Annotated in this window: 21 protein-coding genes; 4 read left to right on the forward strand and 17 right to left on the reverse strand. The window is 71.3% G+C overall.

The features are described from left to right. Positions 1-73 precede the first annotated feature (73 nt). The 3 genes from HFP15_RS24450 to HFP15_RS24460 are packed head-to-tail and all read left to right on the forward strand — an operon-like array spanning position 74 to position 2,238. Positions 74-685 carry an Rv1733c family protein gene (locus HFP15_RS24450; protein ID WP_446680253.1) on the forward strand — a complete coding sequence of 204 codons (612 nt, stop codon included), beginning with the start codon at positions 74-76 and terminating at the stop codon, positions 683-685. 12 nt (positions 686-697) lie between these two features. Next, positions 698-2,005 carry an acyltransferase family protein gene (locus HFP15_RS24455; protein ID WP_168519072.1) on the forward strand — a complete coding sequence of 436 codons (1,308 nt, stop codon included), beginning with the start codon at positions 698-700 and terminating at the stop codon, positions 2,003-2,005. A 44-nt stretch (positions 2,006-2,049) separates the two neighbouring features. Beyond that, complete coding sequence (locus HFP15_RS24460; RefSeq protein ID WP_168519073.1) at positions 2,050-2,238, forward strand: CsbD family protein; 189 nt, start codon at positions 2,050-2,052, stop codon at positions 2,236-2,238. Positions 2,239-2,276: 38 nt separating this feature from the next. On the opposite strand, the gene HFP15_RS24465 is transcribed toward HFP15_RS24460, so the two are convergent. The 7 genes from HFP15_RS24465 to HFP15_RS24495 form a co-directional block, all read right to left on the reverse strand. Next, positions 2,277-3,539 carry an NRAMP family divalent metal transporter gene (locus tag HFP15_RS24465; protein WP_312871729.1) on the reverse strand — a complete coding sequence of 421 codons (1,263 nt, stop codon included), beginning with the start codon at positions 3,537-3,539 and terminating at the stop codon, positions 2,277-2,279. Positions 3,540-3,580: 41 nt separating this feature from the next. Next, positions 3,581-4,906 (reverse strand): magnesium transporter MgtE N-terminal domain-containing protein, encoded by a 1,326-nt coding sequence (locus HFP15_RS24470; RefSeq protein ID WP_210717791.1) that lies wholly within the window; start codon positions 4,904-4,906, stop codon positions 3,581-3,583. Between the two features lie 394 nt (positions 4,907-5,300). Next, complete coding sequence (locus tag HFP15_RS24475; protein ID WP_168519075.1) at positions 5,301-5,573, reverse strand: metal-sensitive transcriptional regulator; 273 nt, start codon at positions 5,571-5,573, stop codon at positions 5,301-5,303. Between the two features lie 39 nt (positions 5,574-5,612). After that, complete coding sequence (gene trxA / locus HFP15_RS24480) at positions 5,613-5,975, reverse strand: thioredoxin (RefSeq protein WP_168519076.1); 363 nt, start codon at positions 5,973-5,975, stop codon at positions 5,613-5,615. Positions 5,976-6,046: 71 nt separating this feature from the next. After that, a complete protein-coding gene (locus HFP15_RS24485; protein WP_168519077.1) occupies positions 6,047-6,865 on the reverse strand; it encodes a sulfite exporter TauE/SafE family protein in 819 nt (272 codons plus the stop codon). Further along, positions 6,862-8,226 (reverse strand): MBL fold metallo-hydrolase, encoded by a 1,365-nt coding sequence (locus HFP15_RS24490; protein WP_210717813.1) that lies wholly within the window; start codon positions 8,224-8,226, stop codon positions 6,862-6,864. Before HFP15_RS24490 ends, HFP15_RS24485 begins: the two co-directional genes overlap by 4 nt. Positions 8,227-8,335: 109 nt before the next feature. Continuing rightward, a complete protein-coding gene (locus tag HFP15_RS24495) occupies positions 8,336-8,593 on the reverse strand; it encodes a DUF2180 family protein (protein ID WP_168519112.1) in 258 nt (85 codons plus the stop codon). A gap of 82 nt (positions 8,594-8,675) precedes the next feature. On the opposite strand from HFP15_RS24495, the gene HFP15_RS24500 reads away from it, so the two are divergent. After that, the gene (locus tag HFP15_RS24500; RefSeq protein WP_210717793.1) at positions 8,676-9,254 is read left to right on the forward strand and encodes an adenosine-specific kinase; all 579 of its coding nucleotides are present in this window, start codon (positions 8,676-8,678) and stop codon (positions 9,252-9,254) included. Here HFP15_RS24500 and HFP15_RS24505 read toward each other — a convergent pair. Genes HFP15_RS24505 through HFP15_RS24550 form a run of 10 tightly spaced genes read right to left on the reverse strand, consistent with a single transcriptional unit; the run spans position 9,242 to position 20,811 of the window. Next, the gene (locus HFP15_RS24505; RefSeq protein WP_168519079.1) at positions 9,242-10,351 is read right to left on the reverse strand and encodes a glycosyltransferase; all 1,110 of its coding nucleotides are present in this window, start codon (positions 10,349-10,351) and stop codon (positions 9,242-9,244) included. The two genes, HFP15_RS24500 and HFP15_RS24505, sit on opposite strands and share 13 nt — an antisense overlap. A gap of 3 nt (positions 10,352-10,354) precedes the next feature. Further along, positions 10,355-11,764: a glycosyltransferase family 2 protein gene (locus HFP15_RS24510; protein WP_168519080.1), complete on the reverse strand. Its 1,410-nt coding sequence runs from the start codon at positions 11,762-11,764 to the stop codon at positions 10,355-10,357. Further along, the gene (locus HFP15_RS24515; protein ID WP_312871730.1) at positions 11,761-12,927 is read right to left on the reverse strand and encodes a glycosyl hydrolase family 18 protein; all 1,167 of its coding nucleotides are present in this window, start codon (positions 12,925-12,927) and stop codon (positions 11,761-11,763) included. The genes HFP15_RS24510 and HFP15_RS24515 overlap by 4 nt, the downstream gene beginning before the upstream one ends. A 4-nt stretch (positions 12,928-12,931) precedes the next feature. Beyond that, the gene (locus HFP15_RS24520; RefSeq protein ID WP_168519082.1) at positions 12,932-13,921 is read right to left on the reverse strand and encodes an NAD-dependent epimerase/dehydratase family protein; all 990 of its coding nucleotides are present in this window, start codon (positions 13,919-13,921) and stop codon (positions 12,932-12,934) included. Then, positions 13,918-15,009, reverse strand: coding sequence for a glycosyltransferase (locus HFP15_RS24525; RefSeq protein ID WP_168519083.1), 1,092 nt, complete (start codon positions 15,007-15,009; stop codon positions 13,918-13,920). The genes HFP15_RS24520 and HFP15_RS24525 overlap by 4 nt, the downstream gene beginning before the upstream one ends. Further along, a complete protein-coding gene (locus HFP15_RS43570; RefSeq protein WP_210717794.1) occupies positions 15,006-16,268 on the reverse strand; it encodes a sugar transferase in 1,263 nt (420 codons plus the stop codon). Before HFP15_RS43570 ends, HFP15_RS24525 begins: the two co-directional genes overlap by 4 nt. Next, positions 16,265-17,497: an NAD(P)-binding domain-containing protein gene (locus tag HFP15_RS24535; protein ID WP_246271982.1), complete on the reverse strand. Its 1,233-nt coding sequence runs from the start codon at positions 17,495-17,497 to the stop codon at positions 16,265-16,267. Before HFP15_RS24535 ends, HFP15_RS43570 begins: the two co-directional genes overlap by 4 nt. After that, complete coding sequence (locus HFP15_RS24540; protein WP_312871731.1) at positions 17,484-18,716, reverse strand: carboxylate--amine ligase; 1,233 nt, start codon at positions 18,714-18,716, stop codon at positions 17,484-17,486. Before HFP15_RS24540 ends, HFP15_RS24535 begins: the two co-directional genes overlap by 14 nt. A gap of 1 nt (position 18,717) precedes the next feature. Further along, complete coding sequence (locus HFP15_RS24545) at positions 18,718-20,079, reverse strand: nucleotide sugar dehydrogenase (protein WP_168519084.1); 1,362 nt, start codon at positions 20,077-20,079, stop codon at positions 18,718-18,720. A 3-nt stretch (positions 20,080-20,082) separates the two neighbouring features. Continuing rightward, positions 20,083-20,811, reverse strand: coding sequence for a polysaccharide deacetylase family protein (locus HFP15_RS24550; protein ID WP_168519085.1), 729 nt, complete (start codon positions 20,809-20,811; stop codon positions 20,083-20,085). Between the last annotated feature and the right edge of the window lie 79 nt (positions 20,812-20,890).

Here is a 20,890-nt window from a genome sequence, read left to right on the forward strand (position 1 = left end):
CCCCGCCTTTCGGCTCCCCGGCCCATGACCAACGGCTCTTCGGGCTGCCGCCGGCGAGGGACAAGCTCGGCTCATGCTTCGCTCGACGACTTGGCTCTTGCGTCTGGGGCGCCTGCTCTGGCCAGGACGCAACCCGCTTGCTCGCCGCCTGGACTGGATCGAGGCGGGAATTCTCCTCGCCGCGATCGGTTTGTGCCTGGCCGCCGTCCCCCTGTCCCTGTCGGCAGGAACGGACACCTACACACACCAGATGGACATATCGCGACAGCAGATGGCCCAACGCCACACATCGTCGGCGGTGACCCTCGCCGCGGCGCCCTCGGCCACGGTCGGCACTGCCGACGGCGGCTCCGCCGTGCCGAAGGCGGTGACGGCCCGCTGGGAGCTGCCCGGCGGTGGCCAGCGCTCCGGCACGGTCAACGTCGCGCCGGGCACCGCCGCGGGAACCACGGTTCCGGTCTGGCTGGACCAGAACGGCAACGTGGCCGCGGCGCCGCTGCGGCCGGGCGACGCCCTCGCGATGGCGCTGGCCGTGGGCATGCTGGCGTGGGGCATCGCGGCGATCGGCGTGGCGAGCCTGGTCGCGGCCGCACGGCGGATCCTCGGCCGGGCGCGCGCCCATCGCTGGGACCGCGAATGGGAACGTTTCGGCCGCAGGCAAAGCCCGCATTTCGGGGAATCCTGAGCGGTCGAGGCCGTGCGGGCCAGGCAGCGCGACCTGTCCGTGGACCTCTTCCGGGTCCTGGCGGTGGTCGTCGTCGTACTGGGTCACTGGCTTGCGGCGTCGTTGACCTACCGGAACGGCCGGTTCGGCGATGAGAACGTGCTCGCGGGGGTGCCCTGGACGCGCTGGCTCACCCTGTTCTTCCAGGTCATTCCTCTGCTGTTCCTCGTCGCGGGCTACGCGAACGCGGCCTCGTGGGACCACCGCGGCGACGACCGCTGGCCGGACTGGCTCCGCCGGCGGGTGAGCGCCACGCTGGGACCGGCCACGGCGTACGTGGCGGTGGTCCTGATCGCGGTCGCGGTCTGCCTGGTGTCGCATGTGGATGGACAGCAACTGGAGTACGCCGCGTCCGCGGTCGCGCTGCACCTGTGGTTCCTGCCGGTCTACCTCGTCCTGGTGTCGCTGACCCCGGTGATGGTGGCGGCACAGCGGCGCTGGGGCTGGGCGGCGCCGGCCGCCTTGGCCGCCGCCGTCGCCGTGGTGGACGCCGCGACACTCGGCGGGCGGCTGCCGCTGCTCGGCTGGGCGAACTACCTGCTGGGCTGGGCGGCCGTCTACCAGCTGGGCGTGGCCTGGTTGCGCGGCGCGCTGCGCGGCAGGCTGCCGCGACTGCTGGCGGTGGGCGGCGCCGCCACGCTGGCGGTGCTGATCCGGTTCGGGCCGTACCCGCTGAGCATGGTCGCGGTTCCCGGCGAAACCGTGCGCAACACCTCGCCGCCCACGGTCGCGCTGCTCGCCTTCAGCGTGGCGCAGGCCGGGCTGGTCGCGGCGGTAGCGCCGACGCTGAACCGGAGGCTGGCGGCCTCACGCTGGCGGCATCCGCTGGCCGCGGTGAACAACCGCGTGATGGGGCTCTACCTGTGGCACATGATTCCCGTCGTGCTCGTCGCACTGGCCGCCTACCCAGCGGGGTTGTTGCCGCAGCCGGTGCCCGGCACCGCCGGCTGGTGGCTGTCCCGAGCGGTGTGGGTGGCACTGCTGACCGCCGTCACCGCGATCGTGCTGGCACTGCTGGCCGTGGCACGCGCACATTTCGGCGGACGACTGTCCCGGTGGTCGCCAGGGTGGCCGGTATGGCTGTCCCGCCCGCTGCTCGTTCTCGGTGCCGCGACGGCGGCGTACGCGCTGTTCCGGTTCACCGTCGGCGGTTTCGCACCACGGGGCCGGTTTCCCGTGACGAGCACCCTGCTCTACTTCGCGGGTGCGGCGCTGCTGGGCCGGCGTGACAACCGCCACCACGACGTCGCCCGTGACGAATCCGTGCACCGGTTGTCCTAAGTGGTGTGAGGCCGCTGCGGCGGCGGAGGCGAAAGGAGAATCCCGTGTCGCTGGGTGACAAGGTGCAGGGCAAGGCCAAGCAGGCCGCGGGCGAGTTGAGCGGTGACGAGAAGCTGCGGGCCGAGGGCAAGACCGACCAGGCCAAAGCCGCCGTCGAGGACGCGGTGGAAAGCGTGAAGGACGCCGCCGGTGACGTGGCGGGCAAGATCCGGGACGTGTTCGACCGCAAGTGATCCCAGGGGTCCCCGCTCGTCCGGCGGGGACCCCGCGGTCACTGGCCGAACCAACCGAGCACGCTCTGGACCAGCACGGTGGCGGACAGGATCGCCACGACCGCCACGCACATCGTCGCGACCACACGGAAAACCGGCCCGTTCGCGGCTTTGCCGAGCACGGAGCGCCGGTTGGCCAGAATGAGGACGTAGGTCAGCAGGATCGGCGTGATCAGTCCATTGAGGACCTGCGCCTGCACGAGCAGCTGAATGAGGTTGCCGGGGATCAGCGCGATGGCCGCGCCGAGGACGATCTGACCGCTGAACAGGCCGAGGAACAGCGGGGCCTGCCGGAAACTGCGGGACACCGAGCTTTCCACCCCGACGGCCTCGGACACCGCGTAGGAGGTCGAGAGCGGGACGACGGCGGCGGCCAGCGCGGAAGCCCCGAGCAGCCCGAGTCCGAACAGCTGCGCCGCGAAGGGCCCGGCGACCGGCTCCAGCGCGGCGGCGGCCTGCGCGGCGGAGTCCAGCGGCGCCCGGTCGGAGATCGCGGTCGCGGTGGCGATGATGATGAAGATGCTGATCAGGTCGGCGAAAATCGCACCGGCCACCGTGTCCACGCGTTCCCGGGCGTAGTCGGCCGGGCCGATCCCCCGGTCGGCGACCGCGGCGGCGACGTAGAACTGCATGTACGGGGTGATGGTGGTGCCGATCAGCGCGACCCCGAGCAGCAGGAAGTCCTTGCTGCCGACGAAATGTGGCAGCGCGAGCTGAGTTCCGACCTCGCGCCAGTCCGGGTGGGACAGCATCGCGGCGAGCGGATAGGCCAGAAACGCCAGCGACAGCACGAGGAAGATCTTTTCCGCGTAGCGATAGGAACCGAACACGACCAGTCCCCAGATCGCCACCGCGGCAGCAGGTATCGAGACATACCGCGACACACCCAGCAGTTGCAGTGCGGCGCCGATCCCGGCGAACTCCGACACGACGAGCCCGACGTTGGCGACCACGAAGCACAGCAGGGCGAAGCCGGAGACCCGGATCGAGAACTGTTCGCGGATCAGCGCGCCCAGTCCGACGCCGGTGTGCGCGCCGAGCCGGGCGCACATTTCCTGCACCACGACAAGACCCACGGTGACCAGCACCATGAAGAACAACGTCCGGTAGCCGAACTGTGCCCCCGCGGAGGCGTAGGTGGCGATCCCGCCGGCGTCGTTGCCCGCGTTGGCCGCGATGAGCCCGGGACCGGCGACGGCGAGCACGGTGATCAGGCGGCGGCGCCAGCGCGGCCGCGGTGACGTGGGCAGTGTCGTGGACACACGGGTTTCCATGGCAGGGCCCTTCTGGGTGCCGGCGAAAGTCAGGGAACGAGTGGGAAGACGCGGTAGCGGGCGTGGTCGGGCACCAGCGCGTCCACCAGGTCGTCGGCCAGGATCCGGCCGGAGGGACGGCCGTCCTCGTCGAGCACGACGACCGACTGGCGGCGCGCGTCGATGAAGTGCCCGACGACTTCGCGCAGCGGGGTGCCGAGGTCGACGGTGACCGGCCAGGGCGGGCCGATCAGCCGCGCGATCGGGGTCTCCGGGCCGGCCAGCAACAGTTCCAGCAGCGACACGTCGTCGACGAGCCTGCCGTCCGCGCCGACCACGCAGATCGCGTCGAGATCACCGGCGTGCTCGGTCTGTTCGCGCAGCCGCTGCGCCACATCGGCGACCGTGTCGGTCTCGACGGCGGTGACCAGTACCGGGGTCATGGCGGCCCCGGCGGTGCCCTCCCGGTGATCGAGCAGGGTCCGCAGACCCTGCGCGCGCTCGCCGGACATCGCCGTGAGCAGCCGGTCCCGGTCGTGGCCCGCCAGCGCACGCAACGCGTCCACGGCCTCGTCGGGTTCCATCTCCGCCAGCAGCGCCGCCGCCCGGCCGGTCGGCGCCTCCCGCAGCAGCGCCTCCAGATCCGGGGAGTCCATCTCCTCCATCGCGTCGGCGGCGGCGCCCGGCTTGACCATCTCCAGCAGCTCGTTGCGGGGACCGCGGCCCAGCTCGGCGAGCAGCTCGGCCAGCTCCGTCGGGCGCAGCGCGGACAACGCGCTGTTCGCCGCGCGCAGCCGCACCTGGCGGGCGGCCGCGCCCTCCTGCTCGGAGCCGCCGAGAGCCTGGATGGCCGACCAGTCGATCACCTTCTCCGGAGCCGGGCGGGCCCGCCACCGGGACGGGCCGATCCGCCGGGCCAGTACCTTCAGCCCGACCTCGGCGCCCACCAGGCGCCACACCCCGTCCATCTCGGCCAGGTACAGATCCGAAGCGCGGATCACCCGCACCCCGTCGATGTCCACCAGCTGGTGGTCGAGCACGTCGCGCCCGAGCCGCACCTCACCGCCGCGCACCTGGAATTCCCGCAGGTCCAGCCGGGCCGAGCGCAGCGCCACGCGCGTCGGCGCCACGTGCCGGACCGCCTCGGCCGAGGCGTACACGCGCCGCCGCCCGACCTTGATCACCAGCCCGGTCACCGGCGGATACGGCTCACCGGCCCACCGGCACACCACGTCGACCAGCCGACCGACCTCGTCGCCGGTCTGGTTCACCACGACCCGGCCGAGCAGGCCGGCCAGCGACAACACGGTGCCCCGCACGGCACGGCGCGCCCGCGAATCCTCGGCGCGGCGCCGCCACGACTGTGCTCCTGGCATGAACACGATTCGTCCACCTCCGCACAACAGAAAGGAAAATGCGACAAACGGAGGAAACAGTCGCGATATCGCCGCAGGACCCGGTCCACGCCACAAACCGGCACGAAGCACTCGCGCCGGAAAGACAACAGAAAAGGACGGAACGGTCAGACCGCGGTCACGGGAAATCGCGACCGGGTACTACTGGGAGGTTCGCTGTTCTGCACGGCGCCTCACCTCCCGCCCAATCACCCGGACCGTCGTTCGCGGACAGTATGCGCCACCACGACCACGGTGGCATCGTGGGGCCCCTCACACATCGCCGGATGTGTCCTTAGTGGACATTGATCGCGCATGCGAAAGCGATGGCCGGAATTTCCCGGCCATCGCTTTGTGATCTTTTTTCCAATGCCGCTCACGCGAGCGTGAGGAACAGTTTCTCCATCTGCTTGCGGTTGGCCTCGACCTCGGCCGCGTCGGTTTCCTCGTCGGTCACGCACTTTTCCAGGCCGGTCGCGATGATCTTGAATCCGGCGCGGTCCAGCGCCCGCGACGCGGCGGCGAGCTGCGTGATCACGTCCTTGCAGTCGCGCCCGTTCTCGATCATCTGGATCACGCCGCCGATCTGGCCCTGCGCACGGCGCAACCGCACCACGACCTCGGACAGCTCATCCGCTTCGAACTGCATGAAACCCTCCTCACCTACCCCGATGGGTATTGTGCCTCATCAAGCGCGCTGGGCCGCGAGCTGGCGGCGAACCTCGTCCATGTCGACCTCGCCGGCCTTGGCGATCAGCTGCTCCAGCGCACCCTCCGGCAGCGCGCCGGGCTCGGAGTAGAGCACCACGCCGTCGCGCAAGATCATCAGCGTCGGGATCGACGAAATGCCGAACGCGCTCGCCAGTTCCTGCTCCTGCTCGGTGTTCACCTTGCCGAACACGATGCCGGGGTGCGCCTGCGACACCTTGTCGTAGATCGGCGCGAACATCCGGCACGGGCCGCACCACGACGCCCAGAAATCCACCAGCACCGTGCCTCCGCGCGCGACCGTCTCGCGGAAGGTGTCCTTCGTCAGCTCCACCGTGGCCATCTCACAACCTCCTGGATATACCTACCGGGGTATTCGACGGGTACAACGCCGGGCACCGCGAACGCATTCCCTCACAACAGGTGCGGCAGGCTGCGCATGCCGATGAACAGCGCCACGGCGACCAGCATCACCGCGAAGGCCGTCGTCAGCCGGTGTCCCGGAACGCGCGACGCGACGCGGTTGCCCAGCAGCACGCCGGCCACCGCCGCGACCAGGAACAGTCCGAGCAGCGGCCAGTTCATCGTCTCGGCGTGCCCGACCAGGCGGGTGCCGAGTGCGACCGCGCTGTTGATGGCGATCACGACCAGCGAGGTGCCCACGGCCGTCGCCGTGTCGTACCCGAGCGCCAGCACCAGCGCGGGCACCACGACGAACCCGCCCCCGACACCGAAGAACCCGGTCAGCGCACCGACCACCGAAGCCGCGGCGACGATCTTGACCGCCCGCGCGACGCCGGTCTGCGTGCGCGTGGCCGTCGCGACACCGCCGCCGCCACCGGTGTCGTCGTCCTCGCCGCGCCGTGGTTTGCGTGCGCGGGTGAGCATCGCGGCGGCCGCGGCGATCATCAGCCCCGCGAACCCGAGCAGGAGCACGTCCGGGTCGACCAGGCCGCTGGCCTTCGAGCCCACGACCGATCCGACCGAACCGAGCAGCCCGAAGGTGAGGCCGGGCCCGAGCCGGACGCGGCCCGAGCGCCAGTGCGCTGCCACCCCCGCCAGCGCCGCCGCACCGACGATCACCAGCGACAGCGTGGTGGCCTGATGCGGTGTCTGGCCGAGCAGGTACACCAGTGCGGGAACGGTGAGGATGGAACCGCCCGCGCCCAGCGCGCCCAGGCTCAGTCCGATCAGCAGCCCTACCGGCAGTGCGAGCAGCAACACGGCGTTCACGCGCCGTGCGCCGAGACAGGAACCTTGGCGAGCACGTCGCCCGCCAGGTCGAAGTCGTCGTCGATGAGGACGACGTCGCGGCGTGCGGCCGCGAGCAGCGACGCCGCGATGGAAGCGCGGTAGCCGGACTGGCAGTGCACCCAGACCTCGCCGTCGGGCACCTCGCCGAGCCGGTCGAGCAACCCGTGCAGCGGGATGTGCACCGCGCCGTCGATGTGGCCGTCGGTCCATTCCCCGTCACGCCGCACGTCCAGCGTCACGACGGGGCGGTGGTGCCGCACGAGGGCCAGGTCCGCGAAACTCGCCCGCGGATAGACCTCCGGCGCGGTGCCGGTCCAGTCGCCGGGCGTGCCAGTGGCGGCGGCCTCGAGCCTGTCGATGCCGATGCGCACCAGTTCACGTTGCGCCGCCGCGACGTCTTCGCTGGTCGCGCCGAGCAGGGTCACCGGGGTGCCCCACGGGATCAGCCAGCCGAGGTAGGTGGCGAAGTTGCCGTCCAGCCCGAAGTTCAGCGTTCCGGCGACGTGTCCCGAGGCGAAGGCCGTGCGGGTACGCAGGTCCACCACCCACTCCCCCGCGTCGATGCGGCGCTTGAGCTCGTCCTTGTCCGCCGGGTGCGGCATCGACAGATCCGGCGCCGCCGGGCCCGCCGCGTTCGCCGGGCCCATCTGGGCGTAGTAGGCCGGGTAGGCGTCCAGGCCGGCGAGCAGCGCGTCCACGTACTCCTGCTCGGACTGGGTGAGCGCCGGGTTGGCGCATTTCTCCGTGCCGATGGTCGAGGAATCCGCCTCCGACTGCGTGGCCGAGCAGAAGCTGCCGAAGCCGTGTGTCGGGAACACCTTGGTCTCGTCCGGCAGATCCGCCGCCAGGCGGCGCGCCGAGGCGTACTGGGCGTGCACGAGCTCACCCGTGTGCGCGGGCCCGAGCAGGTCCGGCCGTCCGGTGGAGCCGAACAGCAGCGAGCCGCCGGTGAACACCGCGGGTACCTCGCCGGGTGTCTCGAGCACGTAGGCCAGGTGCGTGAACGTGTGCCCCGGCGTCGCCACCGCGCGCACCGTCATCGCCTGCCCGACACGCACCAGTTCGCCGGCTTCGATCGGCGCACGGTCGAACGACACCTCGTCCGCGGCGTTGACGTGGTACGCGGCGCCCGTCGCCCGTGCCAGCGCGAGCCCGCCGGTGACGTAGTCGTTGTGGATGTGTGTCTCGAACACGTGGGTGAGCCGGACGCCGCGGTCCTCCAGCAGGCTCAGCACCCGGTCGATGTCACGCTGTGGATCCACGACGAACGCGACCTCGCCGTCGTGCACGAGATAGCTGCGGTCCCCGAGAGACGGGGTGTCGATGGCCACGATCTCCATCACGTCGGTCCCTCCTGTCAGGTACCCCCAGGGGTATATATGCCACGAGGTTAGCCCCGGCGGGGTTTGTCTCGCAACTACCCCCCGGGGTACCCCGACGTGACCCGCGTCAATCCACCGCCATCGCGTTCTTTCCGGCTTCCCAGCTGCGGGCGGCGCGTCCCGTGCAGGTCGCCGCGCACGGCCGGCACCGGGCAGCCCTCGTCCACCGCTGGCACGGGCGCGTGCCGTACCCGGTGGACGAGATCCAGCTGTGCGCACGCTGGCCGAAGACGACGTGCTCGCGGCACAGGCCCGCACCGCAGTCCACGCACAGGGCGGACGCCTCGGCGACCAGGCCGGTGTTCGCGCATTCCAGGCATCGCATCGTGATCACGCCCCAACCGTTCGGATACCTCAGAACAACACGGCACCGGGCGCGTCACCGAGGGTGCAAGGTCGCCGTCCGCATGGCCTTCGGTCCCCTGGCCGGGAGGGCGTTCGGCCTGCTGGGCAAGGAGATCCAGCCCTTGCCGCAGGGGTGTCGTCGCGACGACCGTGGCGTGATGGAACTGACGAGCGTGCCGCTGGAGAAACCCGGCGAGTTGAATGTCATCCTCGGGCAGACGCACTTCATCAAGACCGTGGAAGACCTGCACGAGGCGCTGGCGGGCACCAGCCCGCATCTGCGGTTCGGCCTCGCGTTCTGCGAGGCGTCCGGGCCGCGCCTGATCCGCCGGTCCGGCAACGACGCGGATCTGGTGGCGCTGGCCGTGAAGAACGCGCACGCGATCGGCGCGGGACATTCGTTCATCGTGTTCCTGCGCGAGGGCTACCCGGTCAACGTCCTCAACGCGATCAAGCAGGTGCCCGAGGTCTGCGGCATCTTCTGCGCCACGGCCAATCCGGTCGAGGTGCTCGTCGCGGAGACCGCGCTCGGCCGCGGCATCGTCGGCGTGATCGACGGATCACCGCCGGCCGGGATCGAAGGCACCGAGGACGAAACCGCCCGCAAGTCGTTCCTGCGCGCCACCGGCTACAAGCTCTGATACGCGGAGTCGAGCGCGCGGCGGAGGTCGGCCTCGGTGTGCCTGCCGGTGACGTGACGGCACGCGTTGCGGGCCAGCCGCTGCGCGGTGGCCGGGTTGTCCAGCAGATACCGGATCGCGGCGGCCAGCAGGTCCGGCCGTCCCGGCGGCACGAGGAGCCCGGTCTCGCCCGGCACGAGCACGTCGGGCACGGCGTTGACCGCGGTCGCGACGGCGGGAATCCCGGCCGCCATCGCCTCGACCAGCGCCGTCGGCAGTCCCTCGTAGCGGCTCGGCAGCGCGAAGACATCCAAGGCGGGCAACAGGTCCGGCACGTCCGGGCGGTCACCGGTGAGCACGACGGTCCCCTCGGGCAGCGCGCGGGCCAGCCGCGCGACCGCGGCGGCCTGGTCTCCCCCGCCGATCCAGACCCCGACCGTCCCCGGCCGGTCCAGCATCCGCATCGCGGCGAGGAAATCCTCGGGCGCCTTCTGAAAGGTAAGGCGGCCGACGGCACCCACCACTCGCGCATCAGCGGAGATCCCGAGTTCACGGCGCGCTTCGGCCCGCGCGCACCGCACGGGCGGCGGGTCTACCACGACACTGATCGTGCGAACACGGCCCGGCGCGGCCAGCCCGCGGCGGATCGCCTCCGCGGCAACGGAAGCGCCCACGCACAACGTCAGGTCCGTGATCCGGCCGAGACGCCGTTCGATCGACACGTACGACTGTCGCTTTAGGACGGACTGGAAGCCGTGGAACGGGAATCCGTGGTAGGTGTGCACGATCCGGGGCACGCCCGCCCGACGCGCCGCGACACGGCCCACCGCGCCCGCTTTCGCGCAGTGCGTGTGCGCGACGTCGAAGCGCCCGTCACCCAGCAGCGCCGTCAAGCGCTTCAGCGCGACGAGATCCCACAACGGGTCGATCGTGGCCCGCAACGACGGTTCGACGACGACGTCGGCCCCGGCGCGGACGGCGTCGTCGAGGAGCCGGTCGCCGCCACCGGTGACGATCGTGGCGCGGTACTCGCGCGGGTCGAGCGCTCGCACACCCCGCAGCGCCAGGGCACCCGCACCGCCGGAGAGCCGGGTGACGATCACGGCCACGCGGAGCACGGGTCACCCCGCGGCACGCATGTCGGTCGCCGCGGGGGCCGGGGGGCGCGTCGGCCGCCTGGCCGGGCTGCGCCACCGCCCGCTGGACCTGGTGAACCGGGCCCGTGGCACGGCATACAGGAACACCGCCGCGTCCGCGACGCGCAGCGGCAGGAAGAACAGCCCGTACCGCAACAGCCGGGGCTGGCGTTCCACCGCCGCGGCGAGGCAGGTGATCAGGTAATCCGGCACGAGCACGCCCACCGCGAGCACGACCCAATTGACGTGCGCGGACACCAAACCGTACACGGCCGTCAGCGGCGGCCAGGCGCCGACGACGGGCAGGGCGTGGGTGGCCAGCACGAGCGCCACGAGCGGCAGCAGGGTGTAGAGCAGACTGGCGAACACCTGCTCGGCCAGCATGAGCACCACCATGACGGTGAACAGGTTCGCCTGCGGCCGGTGCCGCCACACGGTCTGCCACAGCCCCACCGACCAGCGCCGGATCTGGCGCAGGTAGTCGCCGAGAGTGTCCGGATCCTGCGTGACCGCGGTGGCGCGCAACGTGAAGGCCACCTTGCCCAGCCGCTTCTGGTAGACCTCGAACGTCATGTTGAAGTCCTCGATCACCAGGCCCGGTGGATTGATGTCGATCTTCGGCAGGATCTCGGTCCGGTACAGACTGGCGAAACCCGGCACGATGTGCGTCGCGTTGATGCGCAGCCAGGTCTGACCGTATTTGAGCAGCCGCTGCCCGATCGAATAGATGCGCTGCCGGTGCGCGACGAGCGTGGCACCCATGCGCGTCAGGCCGCGCTCCAGTTCGGTGCGGACGCAACCGGCGACCGCGACGACCTCCGGATCGTCGAACAGCGGCAGCGCCGCCGCGAAGTAACCCGGTTCGATGCGGGTGTCGGCGTCCAGCAGCAGCACGGCGGCGAACCGGTGCACCAGATCGAAGCGGTGGATCGCGGCTTCCAGCGCGCCCGCCTTGCCCAGGTTGCGAGGCGTGCGCATCACCCGCACCCCCGCCGCCGCGGCGATCTCCACGGTGTCGTCGGTGGACCCGTCCGACACGACGTGCACGTTCGCGCGCGGCACCAGCCGCGTGATGGCCGCGAGACTGTCCCCGATCACCGCGGACTCGTTGTGCGCGGGAATCAGCACCGCGACATCGTCGATGGTGACCGGTTCCCGGGTCGGCCACGCCGGTTCACTCCGCCCGACGACGGTCTTCCAGCCCGGCCCTGGCGGCAGGGTCAGCGTGGTCCTGGCCGGCACCGCGAATCGCGGGACCGCCTTGCGGCGCACGCGCCGGTACAGCCTGCGCGCCTTTCCCAGCACCGGTTCGGTGAGCCGGCACAGGCCGACGAAACCCCAGAGCATGAAGTTGATCCCGAACACGAACATCGCCCAGGCCCACCACGGCGTCATCGCGACACCGCCGATCCGCTGGGCGTGCCCCGCTCGACGGGGAAGGCCTGCTCCAGCTGCGTCCAGGTACCGGCGTCCTCCGAGCCGTACATCCACAAATACACCCCGCCGACGCCCGCGCCGTGCGCCGCGTCGAGTTTGGCGCGGGTACTGGCCGCGTTCTCCAGCCACACCTCGTGCGGACGCCCGGCGTCGTCGGTGTAGGTGAACCACGGGGACTGGCCGACCGTGTCGTACTGCACCGGCGCGTGGTAGCGGTTGGCCAGCTGGAACGCCTGCTGCCAGGTGATGACGGTGCCGCTGCCACCGCTCCAGTCGTAGCCGGAAAGCGGGATGCCGAGCACGATCTTGGCGGCGGGAATCTGGCTCGTGGCGTAGCGGAGCACGTCGCGCACCCAGCCGATCGGCGCGACCGGCCCCGGCGGGGACGTCGCCCAGTGGTAGTCGTAGGCCATCAGCCGCACCTCGTCGGCCACCCGGCCGATCGCGGCGTAGTCCTGCGCGAGGTTGCGCTGGTCGTAACCGGCGTCGGTGGTCTTGGCGAACAGCGCGACGGACAGTCGTTTGCCGTGTGCGTGCAGTGCGGCCGCGAGGTCGGTGATGAAGGTGGTGAACGCGGAACGGTCGGCGGCGTTGAGTTCCTCGTAGTCGATGTCGATCCCGGCATAGCCGCGGTCGGTGACGAGCGCGACGATCGCGGCGATGTGGTTCGCGGTCAGCGTGGGGTCGTGCAGGATCCCCGTGATCGGCTGGTCGGTGAACTGGCCGCCGGACACGTTGGCCAGCGTGGGCATCAGCGACAGCCCGGCCGCGCGCAGGCGCTCGGTGCTCGCCTGCACCGCGGACGCCTCGCGCGGGTCGTAGAGCGGGGCGATCCTGCCCTGCGCGTCGAGTCCGAACATCCACGGCGACACTTCGGTGAAGTCGTTGCGGTTCGCCAGCGTCACCTCGGCCCCCGCGGTGATGTTCCAGTACGGCAGCGACGCGACGACGGTGTTCGCGGGTGGCTGCGGCGCCGAGGTCCCCGGCATCATCCACACCACGACGGCGGCCGCCGCGGCCAGCAACACGGCCGCCAGGACGAGCCCGCGCAGCAAGGGACGCCGCCACCACTTGCCGCGGCGGGCGGCGGGCTGGGCACCGACGACGTGGAGCCGCGGCACCGGATCAGCGGAGCGTCTCGGCCGGCCGCCAGGCACGTCCGCCGATCTCCCTCGCCACCGAATCGATGATCTGGTCGAGGGTGTAGCGCGGCCGGAAGCCGACCAGCTCACCGGCGAGCGTGCAGTCGGGTACCCGGCGCGCCATGTCCTCGTAACCCGGGCCATAGGCTTCCTCATAGGAAATGTGGCGGATTTCGCTGCGTGAACCGGTGACGGCGAGCACGCGGGACGCGAGTTCGCCGATGGTCACCTGCTCGGTACTGCCGAGGTTGACCGCGCGCCCCTGCGCTCGCGGATTCGTGGCCAGCGCGATGAGCGCGGGCACCACATCGGCGACATGGCAGAAGCACCGGATCTGTGATCCGTCGCCGAACACCGTCAGGGGTTCCCCGGCGAGCGCCTGCCGGACGAAGCGCGGAACGACCATCCCGTACCGGCCGGTCTGGCGCGGGCCGACCGTGTTGAACGGGCGCACGATCACCGCGGACAGTGCCCGCGCCCGGTAGTAGGCGTTGATCAGGCTCTCGTCGACGGCCTTGGCCTCGGCGTAGCTCCACCGGAACTTCAGCGTGGAGCCCAGCACCCGGTCGTCGTCCTCGCGCAGCCCGATCGTGGTGTTCTTGCCGTAGATCTCGCTCGTGGAGGCGAACACGAGGGTCGCGTTGTGCCAGCGCGCCGCCTCGATGACGTTCTCGGTGCCGTGGATGTTGGTGCGCAGGCCCTCCAGCGTCTGGTCGCGGATGACGAACGCGCCGACGGCGGCCGCGAGGTGGAAGACCACGTCGGCGCCCGCGGTCAGCGCCTCGACCCTGGCGTGGTCGAGCACGGAGCCGGATTCGAACCGGAACCGGGGCTCGGTCATGGCCTGCGCCAGGTTGTCGTGATCGCCCGTGCTCAGATCGTCCAGCCCGGTCACGTGATGACCGTCGGCGAGCAGCGCGTCGATCAGGTGCGAACCGATGAAACCGGCTGCCCCGGTGACCAATGCCCTCATCGCGCTCCCCCCGACAGGTCCTCGTAGAGCGTGTCGACGCGGTCGGCGACCGCCGCCATGCTGAACCGCTCGCGCACCGCGGGATCGGCGATCCGCTCGCGCTGACCGGCGATCACCTCGGCCGCGATCGCCTCCTGCAGCCCGCTCGTGGTGCCGGGGACGCGCCGGGCGTGTGTGCTGCCGGCACCGTCGAGCGCCGGGCAGGTCGTGTACAGCACCGGCAGGCCGCACTCCAGTGCCTCCAGCACCGACAGCCCGAACGTCTCCTGTGCCGACGCGGCCACGAACAGGTCCACTGTGGACAGCATGGTGCCGACGTCGTGCCGCTCCCCGGCGAAGATCACCCGGTCCGCGACGCCGGCATGCCCGGCCACCGACTCCAGATGGGCGCGTTCGGCCCCGTCGCCGACGACCAGCAGCGCCGTCTTCTCGTCCAGCAGTGGCGCGGCCGCGGTGATGACCAGGTCGAAGCGCTTGTTCGCGTCGAGCCGCCCGAGCACCCCGATCACGTAGGTGTCCGGGTCGATCCCGAACTCGGCCCGTCCCCGCTGCCGGCCATCCGGGTCGAACGCGACCCGGTCGAGGTCGAGCCCGTTGGGGATCACCGTGATGCGGTGCGCGGGCACGCCCCAGTGGACCAATCGCTCCCGCACCGCGGCGGACACCGCGATCGTGTTGTCGGCGAACCGTTCCGTGGCAAGGTAAAGCGCCTGGACGCCACGGGTCATGCGGCGCCGTTCGAGGTGGGTCTCGCCGATCGAATGCTCGGTGCCCACCACGACCGGGGTGCGCGCCAGCCACGCGGCGGTACGGCCGTAGACGCACGACCGGTACAGGTGGGTGTGCACGACGTCGTACCCACCGGCGGCGATGACCCGCCACAACCGGAACAGCGCGGACAGCTGCGTGTTGCGCGTCATCGCGAGATCGCGCACCACGCCCCCGTCGGCCCGGATCATGTCCGCGACCGGCCCGGGGTTGTACAGGGGCACCACCTCGGCGTCGTGACGCGTGTGGCGCAGCAGGGAACGCAGCTGCAGCTCGGCGCCGCCGACCCCCAGCCCGGTGATCACGTGCAGCACTCTCATCTAGCTCCTCCTCGTGGCAGGCGACGCGGCCCGAGCGTGCGCAACAGGATGAGCACGTCCAGCCGGAGCGACCAGTGGTCGATGTAGGCGTTGTCGAAGCGGGCCCGTTCGGCGATCGAGGTGTCCCCGTGCAGCCCGTTGACCTGGGCCCAGCCGGTGATGCCCGCCGGCATCCGCTGCCGGTCGCGGTAGTGCGGCAGCGCGGTCTCGAAGCGCCGCACGAAATACGGCCGCTCGGGCCGCGGACCGACCAGCGAAAGCTCGCCCCGCAGCACGTTGATCAGCTGGGTCAGCTCGTCCAGATGGGTCTCGCGCAGCCACCGGCACAACCGGCCGCAGCCTTCGACCGGCACCGCCCACCGCGTGTCGGCGTCGGCGTGAACGGGCAGGGTCCGCAGCTTGAGGATGCGCGCCCGCCTGCCTTGACCGGTGACCCGCACCTGCGAGAACAGGACCGGCGGCCCGGTCCGGTAGGCCACCAGCGCGGCCAGCACCACCAGCACCGGCGCCGCCAGCATCAGCAGCGCCGTGCCGACGACGAGGTCGAAGACTCGTTTGGTGACCTCGTGCGTGCCCGCCCCCAGGGGGACCAACACGACGCCGCCGATCTTCTCGGCCCCTAAGCGGGGCACGGCCCGGTCGTCGGGTGCGACGGCCAGCCACACGTCGAAACCGTGTTCACGCAACCGCCGCGCCTCGTGTTCGACGGCGGGGCAGCACAGGACCGCGCGGGCCGGGGACGACCACGCCGCGCCGACGTCCCCGACCCGCCGTGCGGGCCGGAGCCCGGACTCGGGATGCCGCCGCAGTGCCGCGACGAGTTCATGCCCGGCCACGCCGCCGCCGATCACCAGCGCGGGTTCGAGCAACCGGCCGCCGCGGTGCAGCGACCGCAGGACGGTGTCGGCGACGAGGCGGAACGCCACGAGCGCCACGCACACGCGCACCGCGAGCGGCAGCACCGCCCCCGGCGCGAGCCACGGCGACAACAGCACCACCGGGCTCCAGGCGGCGATCACCGCGCCGGCAAGCCGGGTGGCGATGTGCGGGCGCAAGCGGGTGCGGGTCAGCCTGCCCGCGGCCAGGACCGCCAGGGCCGCCGCCGTGTACCCGGCCGTGGGCCACCCCGGCATTCCGGTGGTGACGACCGCCGCCACGAGCACCGGAAGGTCGAGCACGGGCCACGCCCGCCGCAGCGCGGCGGCGCGGTTCGAGGCGGCTGCCGGAAGCCGACCGGCGGCGGACAGGCTCGCGGTCACGGCCGGATTCCCGCGGGCCGTCTCGCCGGGCGCGCCGCCCCGGCCAGCGCGTCCGTCACGACGTGCGCCGCGTGCGCCGATCCGTGCACGAAGCGCATCACCGGTCCGAAACTCGTGGCCACGGCGGGACCGACGAAGAACAGGCCCGGTACCGAGGACTGGTAGTCCCGGCCGACCGCGACACCACCGCCCACGGCGTGCAGCCGCGACCGCAGGCCCTCGGGCAGGAACGGCAGCCGTCGCGAATCGGCGCGGTAGCCGGTGGCCGCGATGACGTGCTCGGCACGCAGTTCCGTGGTCTTTCCCGCGGCGTCAGCCACCTCGACGCGCACCCCGTCACCGGCGGGCGCGGCGCTGCGCACCGCGCTGCCCAGCCCGACCGGGAACTGCCCTTCCACCCGCGAGCGCAGCCAGTTCGCGCCGGCGGGCCCGAGCGCGGTCCGCGCCCGGTGCGCGCGCGTGCGCCGCGGCAGATGCCAGAACCAGTCCGGATGGTTGGAATACAGCCAGGTTCCCCATCCCGACCCCAGCGCCGCCTCGGGTTCGCGCAGCCGGCGCCACAACGGGCGGTCGGGAGCCAGCGGCGGCCCGTTCCACGACAACCGCGGCGCGCGGGCCAGCAGCGTCACGTCCGCACCGTTCTCGTGCAGCAGAGCCGCGGACTCCAGCGCCGACTGCCCGCCGCCGACGACGAGCACGCGCCGGTCCCGGAACGCGGCGAGATCGGTGTGCGCCGAAGCGTGCGTGCACAGCTCCGGTGGCAGATCCGACAGTTCCGTCGGCACGTGCGCGAAGTGCTGCACCCCGACCGCCACGACCGCCGCGCGGGCACGCAGGCGTTCCCCGTCGGCGAGGGTGAGCTCGAATCCCTGCTCGGCCGGTTCCAGCCGGGTCACCGAGGTCTGTTCCACCGGCAGTTCAAGTCGCTGCCGGAACCACAGGCCGTACTCGGTGAAATCCTCCACCGGCACCGGGCGGCCGTAGGAGGCATACGGGCGCGAGGTCTCCGCGCAGAACGCGGCGAGCGTGTGGCCGCCGCCCGGGTCGGACAGATTGGAGGCGTAGCCCTGCGATTTGAGCCGCATGCCCTTCGGCATCGCGGCCCGCCACAGCTCCATCGGACGCCCGAACTGCCGGTAGCCGATCCCGGCCGCCCGCACGTGCGCCGCCAGCGACAGGCCGTACGGTCCCGCCCCGACAATCGCCACCGCCACGTCATCCATCGTCATCGCCCTCCGCTCTTGTCCGGCCGCCGCTGGATGTCCTGCGCCGGGTCATCGCTCGCCACCCCATCCGCAGGCACATCAGGCCGAAGGGGCGCAAATCGTCGCGGGCGAACCAGGCGGTCTCCTCGACCGTCCGCAGGGAACCCACCCACGACCGCAGATCCAGTTCGCCGCGCCGCCAGTAGGCGAGCGCCGCGATCGGGTCGTAGTTCTCCGTCACGAACGCCCGGCCGGACACCTGCTCGTGTTCCTCGACGCGCTGCCCGGTCAGGTCGAGGTACTGCGCGAGCACGACGTCGACGCCCGCGGTGTCCCGGAACAGCCGGAACTGCGCGCCCAGCCGGGGATTGAAGTCGAGCAGCTCGTACTGGTCTTCCCTGGCGTCGTAACGAAAGTCGAGATCGACGATGCCCTGGTATTCCAGTTTCGCCAGCAACGCCACCGCGGCCTCCCGCAGCCTGCCGTTGGGCATCGCGACACCGAAGCTGGTCAGCCCGGCGTGCGCCGGGTAGGACCGGCGTTTGAGTCCGGTGAACGCGGGCCGGCAGCGGGAGTTCGCGTCGCAGTACCCGTGGAAGAACCAGTCGCTGCCCTCGCCTCCCGGCACGAACTCCTGCCAGATCAGCTCGACCGGCGCGGCGGCCGCGGCGGCCGCGATCCGGTCCAGTTCCGCGGGCGTGCGCACGATCCGCGTGCCCTTCAGCCCGCCGGGCGCGCGCCACTGGCCGATCGCCTTGGCCACCAACGGAAAACCCACCCTTGCGGCGAACGTGGTGAGTTCTTCCGGCGAGCCCGGCAGCCAGGTCTCGGGACACGCGATGTCCAGCCGCCGGCACAGCTCGGTCAGCGAGTGTTTCTCCGCCACCAGGCGGGGCAGTTCCGGCGGCGGGCTGGGGAAGGCGAACATCTCACGCAGGCGATCCCCGTGCTCGGCCAGGAAAATCGCGGCCGCGTCGTCGGTCGGGACGAGCACCGCGCGCCGCCCGATGCGTGCCGCCAGCTCACGCAGCGCCGCCAGTCGTTGCCCGGTGCCGGTGACGCCGGGCGGCCACACCCAGCGGTCCCGCAGATACCGGGAGTGCGCGGCCGGCGCCCAGCTGTGCTCGTGCACGCCGTAGACGGCGATCCCGGCCCGCCCCAGTGTGCGGATCGCGCCGAGTCCTCCGTGGTGCATGACGTTGGGATCGAACTTCAACACCACCGCCGGGGTCGAGGTGTCCACTTCAGAGCACCACCCGATGCGGAACACCGTCGAACCGGTACGTCGCGTCGAGCACCCGGGCACAGTTTTCGAGCCAGCCGTAGTCGACACCGGGATGCGCGGTGTGGATCAACGCCAGATCCCACGTCCGCAGCCACGGCTCGGCGGTACCGCGCACAACGCGCCCGTCGGGAAGCGCGATCTCCGGCACCAGCGGGTCGTAGTAGCTCACCCGCGCGCCACGCCGGGTCAGGCCGTCGATGATCGGCAGCGCCGAGGATTCACGCAGATCCGCCACACCCGCCTTGTAAGTGACCCCCACGACCAGCACGGCGGCGTCGCGCACGTCGAGCCCGTCACCGGCCAGCACCGCGCTCGCCCGGTCGACGACCCGTTCCGGGCGTTGCGCGATCGACCGCATCGCCCGGTCGATCAGCGGCGCGCCACCACCATGATCGACGGCCTGCCACAGCAGGTAATACGGATCGCACGGGATGCAGTGCCCGCCGACGCCGGGGCCGGGGAAGACGCCCAGGAAGCCATACGGCTTGGTGCCCGCGGCGAGCGTCACCTCGATCGGGTCGAGGCCGAGCACCGAACACACGTCGGCGAACTCGTTGGCCAGTGCGAGCGTCACGGCGCGGAACACGTTCTCGTACAGTTTGGACGCTTCGGCGGCCTCCGGCGTGCTCACCAGGTAGACGTGATCGGTCAGTTCGCTGATCACCTCCGCGGCGCGTTTGGCGCATTCGACGGTGACGCCGCCGACCACGCGCGGTGTCTCACGCTGCACGTGATCCGGGTTTCCCGGGTCGATCCGCTCCGGGCTGTAGGCCACGGAGATGTCGCGACCGGCCTGCAAGCCGCGCCGCGCCAGCGGCTCGACCACCATTTCCCTGGTCGTGCCGACGAAACTCGTGGACGTCACGATGATGACCTGGCCCGGCACCGCGTGCTCGACCACGGTGGCACAGGCGGCGCGCAGCAACGACGGGTCGGGTCTTCGCTCGGCGTCGACCGGCGTCGGCACGCACACGATCACCACGCCCGCCTCGGCGAGCCGGTGCGGATCACTGGTGAGGCGGAATTCCGGACTCACGCGCGCCGCCGCGAGCTTGCCGCGGTCCTCGTCCCCGAGATCCACGTCGCCCGCCTCGATGGCGCGCAGCCTGCTCTCGTCGTTGTCCAGACCGATCACCGGAAGTCCGCGCGCGGAAATGCCCAGCGCCGTGGGCAGACCGACGTAACCGAGTCCCACGACGGCGACCGGCACCGTTCGTCCGTTCCGCGCCGCGGGCACGTCGGGGGCGAATGCGACGAGCTTGCTGCTCAAGTCCCTTTCCCTCTCGTTGACCGCCAGTGCGAGCATGTGCCGCTGGGTCATGGGTCACCTCACCGTTTCCGCGCGGCGCGGGGCGCGGCGCCGGGAAGCGACCGCGTTGCCCCTCGTCTTCGCCCACAGGCGCAGCGCGGCGTCGGATTCGCCGATGTAGATGCGGGGCAGCGCCAAGGCTCCGGTGAACGGCGAACGCCAGATCGCGCAGCCGTAGGCGTATCCGGCGTCCCGGACCGCACCGACCGCGCGGGCATCGACGTCACCGTAGGGATAGCAGAAGCCGGCGACGTCCTGGCCGGTGAGTTCGCGCAGCGCCAGCCGGGCACCCGCGACCTCCCGCCCGAGTTCCCCGCCACCGGCGCGCGGCAGCGACACGTGCGACCAGCCGTGGCAGCCGATTTCGATGCCCGCCGCGGCGACCTGCCGGATCTCCTTGCCGGTCAGCAATTTCTTGCGCGGGCCCTCGGGATCCCAGTCGTTGGTTCCGCCCAGCCGCCCGGCGATCACGAAGACGGTGGCGGTGAAATCGTGCCGCTCGAGTACCGGAAGCGCATTGCTGAGGAAATCGGCATAACCGTCGTCGAACGTGAGTCCCACCAGGCCCCGGGCATCGCCGGAGCGGGACGCACGCCGCAACTCGCCCACCGACACACCACGCAGCCCGTGCCTGCGCAGCCAGCCCAGCTGCAGGTCCAGTCGCTGCGGGTCGACGGTGATGCGGTAGGGATCGTGGGCGCAGCGGTCGACCGAGTGATACATGAACACCAACGGAGAGCGCATGCCCTCCCCCTTCTCGCATCGCGCTCGAGCACATTTCCTGGCAACGTAATGAATGAAAACCGGCGGAAAAACCGCGCCC

Source organism: Amycolatopsis acididurans (assembly GCF_012328925.1).
Taxonomy (GTDB): Bacteria; Actinomycetota; Actinomycetes; order Mycobacteriales; family Pseudonocardiaceae; genus Amycolatopsis_E; species Amycolatopsis_E acididurans.

What these genes read in the sequence shown, in the direction of transcription:
- HFP15_RS24450 (WP_446680253.1), top strand. Translation starts at nt 74, where the DNA reads ATGCTTCGCTCGACGACTTGGCTCTTGCGTCTGGGGCGCCTGCTCTGG.
- HFP15_RS24470 (WP_210717791.1), bottom strand. Translation starts at nt 4,906, where the DNA reads ATGCCAGGAGCACAGTCGTGGCGGCGCCGCGCCGAGGATTCGCGGGCG.
- HFP15_RS24475 (WP_168519075.1), bottom strand. Translation starts at nt 5,573, where the DNA reads ATGCAGTTCGAAGCGGATGAGCTGTCCGAGGTCGTGGTGCGGTTGCGC.
- trxA (WP_168519076.1), bottom strand. Translation starts at nt 5,975, where the DNA reads ATGGCCACGGTGGAGCTGACGAAGGACACCTTCCGCGAGACGGTCGCG.
- HFP15_RS24490 (WP_210717813.1), bottom strand. Translation starts at nt 8,226, where the DNA reads ATGGAGATCGTGGCCATCGACACCCCGTCTCTCGGGGACCGCAGCTAT.
- HFP15_RS24495 (WP_168519112.1), bottom strand. Translation starts at nt 8,593, where the DNA reads ATGCGATGCCTGGAATGCGCGAACACCGGCCTGGTCGCCGAGGCGTCC.
- HFP15_RS24500 (WP_210717793.1), top strand. Translation starts at nt 8,676, where the DNA reads ATGGCCTTCGGTCCCCTGGCCGGGAGGGCGTTCGGCCTGCTGGGCAAG.
- HFP15_RS24510 (WP_168519080.1), bottom strand. Translation starts at nt 11,764, where the DNA reads ATGACGCCGTGGTGGGCCTGGGCGATGTTCGTGTTCGGGATCAACTTC.
- HFP15_RS24520 (WP_168519082.1), bottom strand. Translation starts at nt 13,921, where the DNA reads ATGAGGGCATTGGTCACCGGGGCAGCCGGTTTCATCGGTTCGCACCTG.
- HFP15_RS24525 (WP_168519083.1), bottom strand. Translation starts at nt 15,009, where the DNA reads ATGAGAGTGCTGCACGTGATCACCGGGCTGGGGGTCGGCGGCGCCGAG.
- HFP15_RS24535 (WP_246271982.1), bottom strand. Translation starts at nt 17,497, where the DNA reads ATGACGATGGATGACGTGGCGGTGGCGATTGTCGGGGCGGGACCGTAC.
- HFP15_RS24545 (WP_168519084.1), bottom strand. Translation starts at nt 20,079, where the DNA reads ATGACCCAGCGGCACATGCTCGCACTGGCGGTCAACGAGAGGGAAAGG.
- HFP15_RS24550 (WP_168519085.1), bottom strand. Translation starts at nt 20,811, where the DNA reads ATGCGCTCTCCGTTGGTGTTCATGTATCACTCGGTCGACCGCTGCGCC.